This is a genomic window from Streptomyces sp. NPDC048424 (assembly GCF_040651555.1).
In the GTDB taxonomy this organism is placed as follows: domain Bacteria; phylum Actinomycetota; class Actinomycetes; order Streptomycetales; family Streptomycetaceae; genus Streptomyces.
Genome location: NZ_JBEZKE010000002.1, coordinates 141,427 through 154,871 on the forward strand (window position 1 = coordinate 141,427; position 13,445 = coordinate 154,871).

Sequence of the window (13,445 nt, forward strand, 5' to 3'; positions counted from 1 at the left end):
CACTACACGACTCAGCCAAGCATCCCAGCCTTAAGTCCTGGTGAAGGCAGAGCCGGAACAACACGTGGGCGTCCGGCGGCAGTTTTCCCGAACCGGAAGGTCACATGCCGGGGCGCTCGAAGCCTCAGCCGCGCCAAATCCAGCCCCGCCGGCGTTTGAGGCGCGGGGTCTGGGGCGGCGCCCCAGGAAGCGCACCCGCACCCGACACACGAACGGGACCCCCGCCCACCCCGGACGGGAGTCCCACTCACCAGCAGCAAAGAAAAGGGGGCCCGGGGGCTACCCCCGCTCACGCCACGGCAGCTCCGCCGTGACAGTGGTCCCGACACCGTCGGGGGAGTCCACCACCAGCACCCCATCCACCGCATCCAGCCGCCCCGTCAACCCCGCCAACCCGCTCCCCCCGCCGGAGGCCCCCGCTCCGCCCCGCCCGTCATCCGCGACCTGGATCAGCAGCCGCTCCCCGGACTTCCACACGTCCACCGAGGCCGACCGGGCCCCCGCGTGCTTGCTGATGTTCTGCAGCAGCTCCGAGACCGTGAAGTACGCGATCCCCTCGATCGCCGCCACCGGCCGGGCCGGGAGATCCACGGCCACCCGCACCGGCACCGCACACCGCGCGGCCACCGACGACAGCGCCGCGTCCAGCCCCCGGTCCGTCAGCACGGCCGGATGGATCCCCCGCGCGAGGTCCCGCAGCTCCTGCAAGGCGATCTTCACCTCGCCGTGCGCCTCGTCCACCATGCGCGCCGCGGCCTGCGGATCCTCGGTGAGCTTCTCCTTCGCCAGCCCCAGGTCCATCGCGAGCGACACCAGCCGGGCCTGCGCCCCGTCGTGCAGGTCGCGCTCGATGCGCCGCAGGTCAGCGGCCGCGGTGTCCACCACCACGCCCCGGTCCGACTCCAGCTCGGTGACGCGGCTCGCCAGACGGGAGCGCCCGAGCAGCCCGCCGACCATGACCCGGTCGACGGTGGTCAGGGCCCGGATCACCCAGGGGGTGGCGAGGGTGAGAGCCAGCCCGGCGAGGCAGGCGACGGCGATCTCGAGGGGCGAATCGAGGGAGGAGGAGTAGTCACCGTTCTGGAAGATCAGCAACCCGGGCTGGTCGGTGTAGGTCGGGATGACCCAGAACCAGAGCGGGTACAGCAGGAGCGCCCAACCCGACGCCCAGAACGTCAGTGCCAGGCAGAACCCGAACACCGCCCACGGGAAGTGGATCACGGAGTACAGCACGTGCCGCCAGGCGCTCCCGCTCTTGAGCAGCGCACCCATCGCGGCGAGCGGCCCGGCCTTCTTGGCCCGGATCGGCGCGGGGTCGGCGATGTCCGCCCCGAGCAGTACGCGCACCCGGGCCCGCTCCACCGCCCCGAACCCGCGGCACATCGCGAGCACGCCGGCGAGGACGGGCACGCCGAGGAAGGTGACGAGCAACCCGGCGCCGAGGCTCACGCCGGTGATGGCGAGCGAGAAGTACAGCGTGCTCAGCGGCAGCCCGATCAGCAGGTACCCGAATTCCCGCCAGGTCCGCCCCTCGACCGGAGCCCGCAGCACCGCGCCGACACCACCGCCCGTGCCCTTGCCGTTGTCCATGATCCCGACCCGCCCTTCCGCTCCTCGGCTACACCCCCACCCTGCCGCCCCACCCCACCCCCGAACCATGCAGCGAGTCGGCCTCTCGACCGGGGGGTTAACCCCACCGCCCCATTCCAGCCCGGCGGCGTTCGCAGCCTCGGCCGCTTCCAACCCAGCCCCTCCGGTGTTTGAGGAGCGGGGTGCGGGGCGGAGCCCCGGTCTTTCGGCGAAGTCCGAGGCGACGCCCACGAAGCTTGAGCCGCGCCAAATCCAGCCCCGCCGGCGTTTGAGGCGCGGGGTCCGGGGCGGCGCCCCAGGAAGCGCACGCGCACCCGCACCCGACACACAAACGGGACCCCCGCCCACCCGGGCGGGAGTCCCACTCACCAGCAACAACAAAAGGGGGCCCGGGGGGGCTACCCCCGATCACGCCACGGCAGCTCCGCCGTCACCGTCGTCCCGACACCCGCCGGCGAGTCCACCACCAGCACCCCATCCACCGCCCCCAACCGCTCCGCCAACCCGGCCAACCCGCTCCCCCCGCCGGAGGCATCCGCTCCGCCCCGACCGTCGTCCGACACCCGTATCAGCAGCCGCGCCCCCGCCCGCCACACCTCCACGCTCGCGCCCCGCGCCCCCGGCCCCGCGTGCTTGCTCACGTTCTGCAGCAGCTCGGACACCACGAAGTACGCGATCCCCTCGATCGCCTCCGCCGGCCGCGCCCCCGGCAGGTCCACCGCCACCTTCACCGGCACCACGCACCGCGAAGCCACCGACGACAGCGCCGCGTCCAGCCCCCGGTCCGTCAGCACGGCCGGATGGATCCCGCGCGCGAGGTCCCGCAGCTCCTGGAGCGCCAGCTTCACCTCCCCGTGGGCCTCGTCGACCATCGCGGCCGCGCCCTCCGGGTCCTCCAGCAGCTTCTCCTTCGCCAAGCCCAGCCCCATCGCCAGCGCCACCAGCCGTGCCTGCGCCCCGTCGTGCAGGTCCCGCTCGATGCGCCGCAGGTCAGCGGCCGCGGTGTCCACCACCACGCCGCGGTCGGATTCCAGCTCCGCGATCCGCCGCTCCAGGTCGTCGGAGGGCGACAGCAGCCCCCGTACCATCGCCCGGTCCGCGTTCGCCATCAGCCGCGCCAGGTACGGCAGCACCGGCCACAGCACGAACAGGCCGGTCAGGGCTACCGTGAAGGTGAGCACCCCCCAGGGCAGCCGGATCAGCTGGTACAGCACGGTCCGCCAGCCCACCGGGTCCTTGATGCTCGTCCACAACCAGGGGAAGAATCCGCCGGACCGCTTCGGACCGGGGATCGGGGTCGGCTCGTCCACCCGTACGCCGAGCAGCACGCGGGCGCGTGCCCGGTCCAGCCGTCCCATTTGCCGAGACAGATAGAGACCACATGCGAGCAGGGGAATTCCGATCGCGGTCACGGAAAGACCGCCCGTGACGGAAACCATGACAACCGCGTAAACGAATCCGACGATCGCCAACGGCAGATTGGTCAGCAGATAGGCGAGTTCCTTCCACGTCACGGCGCTGAAGGCGGCGCGTACGGGAGGAGGCCGATCGTTGTCGGGGATGGCGTGGCTCGTGGTCATGGGCCACAGCCTGTCAAGAGCGACCCGCTGATGCCATGGGGTGTCCGGGGTGCTGTGAACGGGGGATAACCCCACCCCGTGTGAGGCAGGCCCTAGACTCCCGTCCGTACCAGATCGTCGACAGTGACCGAGGAGCGAGGAACGGACGTGCCCGAACCAACGGTATCGACCGTAACCGTGCTCGCGGCGGACTACTTCCGGAGTTATTCGGTCGTCGGTCTGCTGGCCGCCCTCGGTGTGCTCTTCGTGGCCGTGGCCTTCGGCGCCGGCCGCCTGCTGCGGCCCGTGGTCCCGACCCACGAGAAGCTGCTGACGTACGAGTGCGGCGTGGACCCGGTCGGCGAGGGCTGGGCGCACACCCAGGTCCGCTACTACGTCTACGCGTTCCTCTACGTCATCTTCGCCGTCGACTCGATCTTCCTGTTCCCGTGGGCGACGGTGTTCGCCGCCGCCGGTTACGGCGCCACGACGCTGGTGGAGATGTTCATCTTCCTGGGCTTCCTGGCCGTCGGCCTGCTCTATGCGTACAAGAAGGGCGTCCTCGAATGGACGTGACACCTCAGCCGGAGCTGCTCCCGGAGCCCAAGCGCCTGGGAGTCCTCTCCCGCCTCGCCCCGGAACCCATGAAGGTGGTCCTGAACTGGGGCCGCCGGTACAGCCTGTGGGTCTTCAACTTCGGTCTGGCCTGCTGCGCGATCGAGTTCATCGCCGCGTCCATGGCCCGGCACGACTTCATCCGCCTCGGTGTGATCCCCTTCGCGCCCGGGCCGCGCCAGGCCGACCTCATGATCGTCTCGGGCACGGTCACGGACAAGATGGCCCCGGCCGTGAAGCGGCTCTACGAGCAGATGCCGGAGCCGAAGTACGTCATCTCCTTCGGAGCCTGCTCCAACTGCGGCGGCCCGTACTGGGACTCGTACTCGGTGACGAAGGGCGTCGACCAGATCATCCCCGTCGACGTCTACGTCCCGGGCTGCCCGCCGCGCCCGGAGGCGCTCCTCCAGGGCATCCTCAAGCTCCAGGAGAAGATCGCCCGCGAGTCGCTGGCCGACCGCTACGCGGCCGGGCCGTCCGTCTCCCAGCTCACGAGCGGCCTGGTCACGGCCCCGCCGGCCCCCGGGAGCGGTACGTGAACCTCTACGACTCCCTCCCCGACGCGGCGCCGACGGTCTTCGGAGCCGAGGCCGTCGCCGAGTTCTCGTACGACGTCCTCACCGTGGACGTGCCCGTCGGCAGCTGGATCGCCGCCCTCGAAATCGCCCGGGACAAGCTGGGCTGCACCTACTTCGACTGGCTGAGCGCGGTCGACGAGCCCGGCACCGGCTTCCGGATCTGCGCGCACGTCGCCTCGCTGGAGAACCACCGCGTACGCCGCCTGCTGCTGCGCACGACCGTCCCGCACAGCGCCCCCTCCCTGCCGTCGGCGATCGCCGTCTACGCCGGAGCGGAATGGCACGAGCGCGAGACGTACGAGATGTTCGGGGTCGTCTTCACCGACCACCCGCACCTCGTCCACCTCCTCCTTCCGGAGAACTTCGAAGGGCACCCGCTGCGCAAGGACTTCGTCCTGGCCGCGCGCGTCGCCAAGGCCTGGCCCGGCGCCAAGGAACCGGGCGAGGCCCACGACCCGGACGCGCCCAAGCGCCGTCAGATGCTCCCGCCGGGCGTCCCGGACCCCAACGACTGGGGCCCGATGAAGGGCCAGCTCCCGCCGGCCCCCGCCCGCCCGGCCCGCACCGCGCGCGCCGCCGGCACCCCGCGCGAGGGCGCCCCGGTCCGCCGCACCCGCTCGGTCGCCGAAGGCTCGGCCACCCAGCCCCCGACAGCCGAGGCCCGCCCGCCCCGCCGCACCCGCCCGGTCGCCGAAGGCCCGGCCGGCCAGGCGCCCGCGGAGCCGGCGGAGCCCCCGACGACCGAAGCCCGCCCACCCCGCCGCACCCGCGCGGCATCGGAAGGCTCAGCCAGCCAGGCCTCCCCGGCAACCCCGTCGAGCGAGGCCGCTCCGGCGACCCCGGACACCGAAGCTCCCGTCCGTCCGCCGCGCCGTACCCGGAGCGCGAGCGACGGTTCCGCGAGCCAGGCCCCGACCGCCCCGGAGCCGGGGGAGACCCCGGCGTCCGAAGCCCCCGAGGCCCGCCCGGCGACGGAGGGCTCCGCGAGCCAGACCCCGGCCCTGCCGCAGCCCGCACCCGCGCCCCGCAGGGTCGCGCCCCGCAGCTCGGACGCCCCCTGGCACGACCCGAAGCCCGCCTTCGAGGAGCCGGCACCCCCGACGAAGCCAAAGCCGACCGCGCCGGAGGCAACCGGCCCGCAAGCCACGGCCCGCCGGCCCGAAACCCCGCCGCCCCCGCCGGAGGCAGACGCGGACACGGCGAAGCCGCAGGCCGAGACCCCGCCGCCCCCGCCGGAGGCGGCCCGGCCTGAGGCAGACGCCACCCGGACCCACCCCACCACCGACAACGGAGGCGACGCGTGAACGACGTCCTCGACGTCGCCCTGCGGCTGATCGTCGTCTTCGCCGTCTTCCTCGTGCTCCCGCTCGTCGTCGGGCAGACCGAGCACAAGGTGATGGCCCACATGCAGGGCCGCCTCGGCCCCATGTACGCCGGCGGCTTCCACGGCTGGGCCCAGCTCGTCGCCGACGGCGTGAAGTTCGCGCAGAAGGAAGACATCGTCCCGGCCAACGCCGACCGGCGGATCTTCCAGCTGGCCCCCGCCGTCGCCCTGCTGCCGTACCTCCTCGTCCTCCTCGCCATCCCCATCGGCCCGGGCGAGGGCGCGGTGGGCCAGGTCATCGACGCGGGCCTGTTCTTCGTGCTCGCCGTCATGGGCGTCGGAGTCCTCGGCTCCCTCATGGCCGGCTGGGCCTCCGCGAACAAGTTCTCCCTGCTCGGCGGCCTGCGCACCGCCGCCCAGCTGCTCGCCTACGAGCTCCCCATGCTGCTCGCCGCCGCCTCCGTCGCGATGGCCGCCGGGACGGTCTCCCTCCCCGGCATCGTGGAGAGCTTCCAGTGGTGGTGGCTGCCCTGGCAGATCGTCGGCGCGCTCGTCTTCTTCACCGCCGGCCTCGCCGAACTGCAGCGGCCCCCCTTCGACATGCCCGTCGCCGACTCCGAGATCATCTTCGGCGCGTACACCGAGTACACCGGCCTCCGCTTCGCGCTGTTCCTCCTCGCCGAGTACGCAGGCATCGTCGTCCTCTGCGCCCTCACCACCGTCCTCTTCCTCGGCGGCTGGCAGGGCCCCTTCGGCACCGACGGCCTCGGCTGGGTCTGGACCCTGCTCAAGACCGGGATCCTCGCCTTCGTCGTGATCTGGCTCCGCGTGAGCTACCCGCGCCTGCGCGAGGACCAGCTCCAGAAGCTCGCCTGGACCGTACTCATCCCGCTCGCGCTCGCCCAGATCGCGCTCACCGGCATCGTGAAGGTGGCGATGAACTGATGCCCATCCCCGGATCCGGCCTCGCCAAGGGCCTGGCCGTCACGCTGCGCACGATGACGAAGCGCTCGCACACGGCCCAGTACCCCGAGGTCCAGCCCGAACTCCCGCCCCGCTCCCGCGGGGTCATCGGCCTGTTCGAGGAGAACTGCACGGTGTGCATGCTGTGCGCCCGTGAGTGCCCCGACTGGTGCATCTACATCGACTCGCACAAGGAGACGGTCCCCGCCTCCACCCCCGGTGGCCGCGAGCGCAGCCGCAACGTCCTCGACCGCTTCGCCATCGACTTCTCCCTCTGCATGTACTGCGGCATCTGCATCGAGGTGTGCCCCTTCGACGCCCTCTTCTGGTCGCCGGAGTTCGAGTACGCGGAGACCGACATCCACGAGCTGACCCACGAGCGCGACAAGCTCCGCGAGTGGATGTGGACCGTCCCGGCCCCGCCCGCGCTGGACCCGGCCGCCGAGGAGCCCAAGGAGATCGCCGCCGCCCGCAAGGCAGTGGAGAAGGCCGAAGCCGCAGCCGCGGCGGCCGCCGCCGCCGAAGTCGCCGCCCGGGCGGCCGAGAGCGAACCCCCGACCACCCCGACCCCGGAGGGAGACGCGTGACCCCCGCCGCCACCCTGGCCGCAGCCCAGGCCGCCACCACCGGGCCCGGTTTCCTCTCCCCGACCGGCGTCGAGATCGCCTTCGTGCTCGTCGGACTCGCCACCCTCGGCGCGGCCCTCGTCACGGTCACCACCAAGCAGCTGGTGCACGCCGCCCTGTGGCTGGTCGTCGCGCTCGGCGGCATCGCCGTCGAGTACCTGCTGCTGACCGCCGAGTTCATCGCCTGGGTCCAGGTCCTCATCTACCTCGGATCCGTCGTCGTCCTCCTCCTCTTCGGGCTGATGCTCACCAAGGCGCCCATCGGCCGCTCCCCGGACGCCGATTCCGGCAACCGCTGGATCGCCCTCGGTGTCGCCGCCGTCGCCGGCGTGGCACTGGTCTGGGTCGTCGTCGACGCCTTCCGCACGACCTGGATCGACCTTGACGGGCCGGTCCAGGGCTCGACGAAGGTCTCCGGCGAGATCCTCTTCCAGCACTGGGTGCTGCCCTTCGAGGCGCTCTCCGTCCTCCTCCTCGCGGCCCTGATCGGCGCCATCGTGCTGTCCCGCAGGACCGACCCCGCCGACGACGCCAGCGACAAGGGGCAGCGCTGATGCACCTCGCCTACCCCGCCGTACTCGCGGCGCTCCTCTTCTGCACGGGCCTGTACGGCGTACTCGCACGCCGCAACGCCATCCTGGTCCTGATGTCCGTCGAGCTGATGCTCAACGCCGTCAACCTCAACCTGGTGGCCTTCGACGTCTGGCTCCGCGACGCCCTCCACGCCGGCCAGGCCCTGACCCTCTTCACCATCGCCATCGCCGCCGCCGAGATCGGCATCGGCCTCGCGATCGTGCTGATGGTCTACCGCAACCGCGGCACCTCGGACGTCGACCGGCTGCGCGACACCGCCGAAGGCCACGAGCCCGCCCAGAACTCCCCGAACACCCAGAGCGAGGTCACCGCGTGAGCACCACGACCCTCGCCGTCCTCGTCCCGCTGCTCCCCTTCCTGGGCGCGGTGGCGGGACTGCTCTTCGGCCGCACCGCCCCCGGGTTCGTCAGGCCGCTCGCGATCCTGCCGACGCTCGGCGCCGCCGTACTGGCCGTGATCGTCGCCGTCCGCCAGGGCGGCGGCCCGGCGATCAGCACGGCGACCGAGCTGACCCCGACCGGCTCGGTGCCGATCGACCTCTCGCTCTACCTGGACGGCTTCGCCGTTCTGGTCGCCGTCCTGGTCGGGCTCGTCGCCACCTGCGTACAGCTCTACTCGACGGCGTACCTCCGTGAGGACCCGCGCTACCCGTCGTATGCCGCTCTCGTCTCACTGTTCACCTCCGCGATGCTGCTCGTCGTCTACTCCGGCGACCTGATGGTGCTGCTGGTCGGCTGGGAGGTCATGGGCATCTGCTCGTACTTCCTGGTGGGCCACTACTGGGAGACCGAGGCCGCCCGCTCCGCCTCCCTGAAGGCCTTCCTCGTCACCAAGCTCGGTGACGTCCCCTTCCTGATCGGCCTGTTCGCGCTCGCCGCCGACTCCGGCTCCTTCCAGATCACGAAGATCCTGGGCACCGTCGCCGCCGGCGGCCTCGACCACCCGACGCTGATCGCGCTGCTCCTGCTCGCCGGAGTCGCGGGCAAGTCCGCGCAGTTCCCGCTGCACACCTGGCTCCCCGACGCCATGGCGGGCCCCACCCCGGTCTCCGCGCTGATCCACGCCGCGACGATGGTCGCCGCCGGTGTCTACTTCATCGCCCGCCTCCTCCCCGTCTTCGCGGCCTCCCGCGCCGCACTGGTGGTCATGGCCGTCATGGCGGCCGTCACGATGGTCGGCTCCGCCCTCGCCGCCCTCGCCCAGGACGACATCAAGCGGGTGCTCGCCTACTCCACGATCGGCCAGCTCGGCTACATGACCGGCGCCCTGGCCGTCGGCGACCGTGGCGCCGCCGTCTTCCACCTCCTGTCCCACGGTGTCTTCAAGGCGCTCCTCTTCCTCGGTGCGGGCGTGATCATCCACGCCGCCGGTACGAACTCCCTGGCCGCCATGTCCCGGATGGACGGCCTGACCAAGCGCATCCCCGACGCCTTCTGGACGATGACGATCGCGCTGCTCGCGCTCGCCGCGATCCCGCCCTTCGCCGGCTTCTTCTCCAAGGAAGCCGTCCTCGTCGCCGCCGAGCAGACCGCCACCGGCCACTCGGACTTCGCCCCCACCAGCGCCGGCTGGCTGGTGCTCGTCGCCGGCGTGCTGACCGCCCTGCTCACCGCCGCCTACGCCACCCGGCTGTGGCTGATGGCCTTCCGCGGCCGGGGCGCGGCCGCCCCCGACCACGGCAAGGAACCCGTCGCCATGACCGGCGTGCTGTGGCTGCTCGCGATCCCGTCGGTGGGCTTCGGCCTCGCGGCGAGCCCCATCGCCGACTGGTTCGACGGCGGAGAGCTCACCCCGACCCTGGTCACCTCGGTCCTCGGCACGGGCGCCGCGGTCATCGGCGTGATGCTCACCTACGCCCTCTGGCAGCGCGCCGAGGCCCGCACGGCCACGACCCCCGCCACGGCCGCCGCCGTCCCCGGAGGCGTCCCCGGCACCGGAGCGGGCGCCCCGCAGCCCGCCGCCGTGGCCGCCGCCGCATCCGCGGCCACCGCCGCCGCCGAGTCCGCGGCCGAGACCCCCGAGGTCGCCGAGGTGACCCACGACCACCCCGCCGTCCCGGCCGGGCCCGCCCCCGACCCCGGACGAGCGCTCCTCGGCCCGCTGCACCGCCACGCCGCCGACGGCTTCCACCTCGACGCCGTCTACGACAGGCTCTTCGTCCGCCCCGTCCGGGCGGCGGCAAGCCTCGTCCGCTTCCTCGACCGCGAGGTCGTGGACACGTACGTCCGCGGCGCGGGCGCCGGCCCCCGGCTGCTCGGCAGCCTCGTACGCCGCGCCCAGACCGGCAACGTGCAGAGCTACCTGAGCGCCCTGCTCGCCGGCGCCGTGGTCCTGGCGATCGCCACCGCCGTCCTCGCCAACGTCAACGCCGGATCGTGAGCCGTGAGTCAGCCGTGATTGATATCAGCCCGTCCGTGATGCAGTTCCTTCTGGCGTTCATCGTGGCCGCACCGCTCCTCGGCGCTCTCGCCGCGCTCCTGCCGGCCCCGCCCGGCCTCAAGGGCCGCAGCCCCGAACAGGCCGTGCTCCGCCACGGGGTGACCGTGACCGGCGTGATCCTCGCCGCGGCGATCGCCCTCACCCTGGGCTTCGACCACGACGCCCCGTCCCGCTTCCAGGCGACGACGGACATCAGCTGGATCCCGGCGCTGGACGTCCGGATCCACCTCGGTGTCGACGGCATTTCGCTCCCCCTCCTCCTGATGACCGCGCTGCTGTTCTTCCTCTGCGCGCTCTACAGCTACTTCAAGCTCCCCGCGGGCCCCTCCCCGAAGGCCTTCGTCGCGCTGCTCCTCGTCCTCGAGTCCGGCACCCTCGCGACCTTCGCCGTCCTCGACCTGCTGCTCTTCTTCCTCGCCTTCGAGATGGTCCTCATCCCGATGTACTTCCTCATCGCCCGCTGGGGCGGTGCTCAGCGGCAGGCCGCCGCCTGGAAGTTCATCCTCTACACCCTCCTCGGCTCCGTGGTCATGCTGCTCGGTCTGCTGCTGATCGGTGTGACGAGCGGCACATTCGACATGGTGGCACTCGCCACTGACAACGGCCGCGAACTGACCCACACCACCCAGCTGCTGGCCGTCCTCGCCATCGGCATCGGCCTCGCCGTGAAGACCCCGATGTGGCCGCTGCACAGCTGGCTCCCGGACGCGCACACGGCCGCCCCCACCGTCGGATCCGTCCTGCTGGCCGGCGTCCTGCTCAAGATGGGCACGTACGGGTTCGTCCGCATCCTGCTGCCCATCACCCCCGACGGCATGGCCACCTTCGCCCCCTACCTGGGCGCCTTCGCCGCCGTCGGCATCGTCTACGGATCGCTCGCCTGCCTCGCGCTGGCCCGCAAGGGCAACAAGGGCGACCTCAAGCGCCTCATCGCGTACTCCTCCGTCGGCCACATGGGCTTCGTCCTCCTCGGGATCGCGTCCATGACCCCCACCGGAGTCAACGGCGCCCTCTTCGCCAACATCGCCCACGGCCTGATCACCGGCCTCCTCTTCTTCCTGGTCGGCGCCCTCAAGGACCGCTACGGCACCGCGGACCTGGACACCCTCGCCGGGGCCACCGGCGCCGCCCTCTACGGCCGCGCCCCCCGCATGGGCGCCTTCCTCGCCTTCGCCGCCGTCGCCTCCCTCGGCCTGCCCGGCCTGGCCGGCTTCTGGGGCGAGATGCTGGCCCTCTTCGGCGCCTTCGACCCCGCAGAGGGCCTCTCCCGCCGCGCCTTCCTCACCTACGTGGCCATCGGGGCGTTCGGCACCCTGCTCACCGCCGCCTACCTGCTGATCGTCGTACGACGCGTCTGCATGGGAGACCCCAAGGCCGGCCCCGAGCTCGCCGTCGCGGACATCCAGCACTACGAGTTCGCCGCCTGGACCCCCCTCGTCGCCCTCACCGTCCTCGCCGGCCTGTGGCCCGCGGTCCTCCTCGGCCTCACCGACCCGGCCGTCCAGAAGCTCCTCGCAGGAGGCAACTCATGACGGCCCTGACGGTCCTCGCCGCCGAGCCCCCCAGCCTGGTCCAGTCCGTCGACTGGCTCGCCATCGCGCCCGTGGTGATCACGGCCGCCGTCGGCCTGCTCGTCCTCGTCGCCGACCTCTTCGTGCCCGAGCACCGCAAGCCGGTCCTCGGCTGGATCTCGGTCGCCGGCCTGGCCGCCGCGACCGCCACCCTGCTGCCGCTGCGCGCCGGCGACCGCACCACCTTCTGCCTCACCGGCGACCCGGCGGCCTGCAGCTACGTCGCCGACCACTTCGCGCTGGTCATCCAGTTCCTGGTGCTGGGCGGAGCCCTCCTCACCGCGCTGCTGTCGGTCACCGCCGTCCGCGACCTCCGCATGCCCGCCGGCGAGTACTGGTTCCTGCTGCTCTCCTCCGCCGCCGGCGCGGCCCTGCTGCCCGCCTCCCGCGACCTCGCCACCCTGATCGTCGCCCTGGAAGTCGCCTCGCTGCCCGCCTTCGCCCTCGTCGGCATGCGCCGCGGCGACAGGCTCTCCTCCGAGGCCGCCCTCAAGTTCTTCCTCTCCTCCGTCACCGCCACCGCCGTGTCGCTGATGGGCGTCAGCTTCGTCTACGCCGCCACCGGCTCCCTGCACCTCACCCAGGTCGCCGACCGCCTCGAAGACGTCCCCGGGCAGCTCGACACCCTCGCCATGGCCGGCGTCGCGCTCACCCTCGTCGGCTTCGCCTTCAAGACCGCCGCCGTCCCCTTCCACTTCTGGGTCCCCGACACCTACGTCGGCGCCCCCCTGCCCATCGCCGGATACCTCTCGGTGATCGGGAAGGCCGTCGGCTTCACCGGCCTCATCCTCGTCACCGTGATCGCCTTCCCGGCGTACTCCGACATCTGGGGCCCGGCCCTCGCCGTCCTCGCCGCGCTCACCATGACCGTGGGCAACGCCGGCGCGCTGCGCCAGTCCGCCGACCGCCCGAACAGCGCCGTACGGCTGCTCGCCTGGTCCTCGGTCGGCCAGGCCGGCTACCTGCTGGTCCCGATCGCCGCGGCCGCGTACTCCGGCCGCGACCAGATCGGCTCCACCGTCGCCTACGCCCTCATGTACGCCGCCGTGAACCTCGGCGCCTTCGCCGTGGCCGCCCTCGTCGCCCGTACGAAGCCGCTCCACCGGATCAGCGACTACCGGGGCCTGTACGCCGAGCGCCCGCTGGCCGCCCTCTCGCTGGCCTTCTTCCTGCTCTGCCTGGCGGGCCTGCCGCCGGGCATCATCGGGCTCTTCGCCAAGGTCACCGTCTTCCGGTCCGCGGTCGACGCGGGCCTGGGCTGGCTCGCCGTGGTCATGGCGGTCAACGTCGTCATCGCCCTCTACTACTACCTGCGGTGGACCGCGCTGCTCTTCCGCGGGCCGGAGGGCGCCGAGGCCGCCGAGGGCGCGCGGACCCGTACGAAGGCCCCCTGGCCGGTGACGGCGGCCATCGTCGTCACCGCGATCACCGCGATCGTCCTCTCGGGCGCCCCGCAGCTGGTCCTGCGCGTCGCGTCGGGCAGCCTCTTCGCCCAGTAATCCGTAGGCCGCCGGACCCGTACTCACCCGTACGGAGCAAGGCCCGCCGCGGTCCCGCCGCCCCTCGGGAAGGGGCGGCGGCGGGCG

12 protein-coding genes are annotated in these 13,445 nt (G+C 72.4%); 10 read left to right on the plus strand and 2 right to left on the minus strand.

All coding sequences use genetic code 11. The features are described 5' to 3' along the window. Nucleotides 1-279: 279 nt before the first annotated feature. Together AB0D29_RS03145 and AB0D29_RS03150 are read right to left on the minus strand one after the other, a co-directional pair. Nucleotides 280-1,590 carry a sensor domain-containing protein gene (locus tag AB0D29_RS03145; RefSeq protein WP_362851913.1) on the minus strand — a complete coding sequence of 437 codons (1,311 nt, stop codon included), beginning with the start codon at nt 1,588-1,590 and terminating at the stop codon, nt 280-282. Nucleotides 1,591-1,988: 398 nt separating this feature from the next. Then, entirely contained in the window at nt 1,989-3,170 is a 1,182-nt protein-coding gene (locus AB0D29_RS03150; RefSeq protein WP_362851914.1) for a sensor domain-containing protein, read from the minus strand. A 147-nt stretch (nt 3,171-3,317) separates the two neighbouring features. Between AB0D29_RS03150 and AB0D29_RS03155 the strand changes: the two genes are divergently transcribed. Genes AB0D29_RS03155 through AB0D29_RS03200 form a run of 10 tightly spaced genes read left to right on the plus strand, consistent with a single transcriptional unit; the run spans nt 3,318 to nt 13,358 of the window. Continuing rightward, a complete protein-coding gene (locus AB0D29_RS03155; protein ID WP_030710243.1) occupies nt 3,318-3,725 on the plus strand; it encodes an NADH-quinone oxidoreductase subunit A in 408 nt (135 codons plus the stop codon). Then, on the plus strand, nt 3,716-4,303 hold the full coding sequence (locus AB0D29_RS03160) for an NADH-quinone oxidoreductase subunit B family protein (RefSeq protein WP_362805843.1): 588 nt from the start codon (nt 3,716-3,718) through the stop codon (nt 4,301-4,303). The genes AB0D29_RS03155 and AB0D29_RS03160 overlap by 10 nt, the downstream gene beginning before the upstream one ends. Then, the gene (locus AB0D29_RS03165) at nt 4,300-5,646 is read left to right on the plus strand and encodes an NADH-quinone oxidoreductase subunit C (protein WP_362851915.1); all 1,347 of its coding nucleotides are present in this window, start codon (nt 4,300-4,302) and stop codon (nt 5,644-5,646) included. Before AB0D29_RS03160 ends, AB0D29_RS03165 begins: the two co-directional genes overlap by 4 nt. After that, nucleotides 5,643-6,611, plus strand: coding sequence for a complex I subunit 1 family protein (locus AB0D29_RS03170; protein ID WP_362851916.1), 969 nt, complete (start codon nt 5,643-5,645; stop codon nt 6,609-6,611). Before AB0D29_RS03165 ends, AB0D29_RS03170 begins: the two co-directional genes overlap by 4 nt. Then, nucleotides 6,608-7,216: an NADH-quinone oxidoreductase subunit I gene (locus AB0D29_RS03175; protein WP_362852147.1), complete on the plus strand. Its 609-nt coding sequence runs from the start codon at nt 6,608-6,610 to the stop codon at nt 7,214-7,216. The genes AB0D29_RS03170 and AB0D29_RS03175 overlap by 4 nt, the downstream gene beginning before the upstream one ends. Further along, the gene (locus AB0D29_RS03180) at nt 7,213-7,809 is read left to right on the plus strand and encodes an NADH-quinone oxidoreductase subunit J (protein ID WP_362851917.1); all 597 of its coding nucleotides are present in this window, start codon (nt 7,213-7,215) and stop codon (nt 7,807-7,809) included. Before AB0D29_RS03175 ends, AB0D29_RS03180 begins: the two co-directional genes overlap by 4 nt. Next, nucleotides 7,809-8,165, plus strand: a complete 357-nt coding sequence (nuoK, locus tag AB0D29_RS03185; protein WP_362851918.1) for an NADH-quinone oxidoreductase subunit NuoK — start codon at nt 7,809-7,811, stop codon at nt 8,163-8,165. Before AB0D29_RS03180 ends, nuoK begins: the two co-directional genes overlap by 1 nt. After that, on the plus strand, nt 8,162-10,228 hold the full coding sequence (locus AB0D29_RS03190) for an NADH-quinone oxidoreductase subunit L (RefSeq protein ID WP_362851919.1): 2,067 nt from the start codon (nt 8,162-8,164) through the stop codon (nt 10,226-10,228). Before nuoK ends, AB0D29_RS03190 begins: the two co-directional genes overlap by 4 nt. Before the next feature lie 38 nt (nt 10,229-10,266). Continuing rightward, complete coding sequence (locus AB0D29_RS03195) at nt 10,267-11,820, plus strand: NADH-quinone oxidoreductase subunit M (RefSeq protein ID WP_362852148.1); 1,554 nt, start codon at nt 10,267-10,269, stop codon at nt 11,818-11,820. Beyond that, entirely contained in the window at nt 11,817-13,358 is a 1,542-nt protein-coding gene (locus AB0D29_RS03200; protein ID WP_362851920.1) for an NADH-quinone oxidoreductase subunit N, read from the plus strand. The genes AB0D29_RS03195 and AB0D29_RS03200 overlap by 4 nt, the downstream gene beginning before the upstream one ends. The last annotated feature ends 87 nt before the right edge of the window (nt 13,359-13,445 follow it).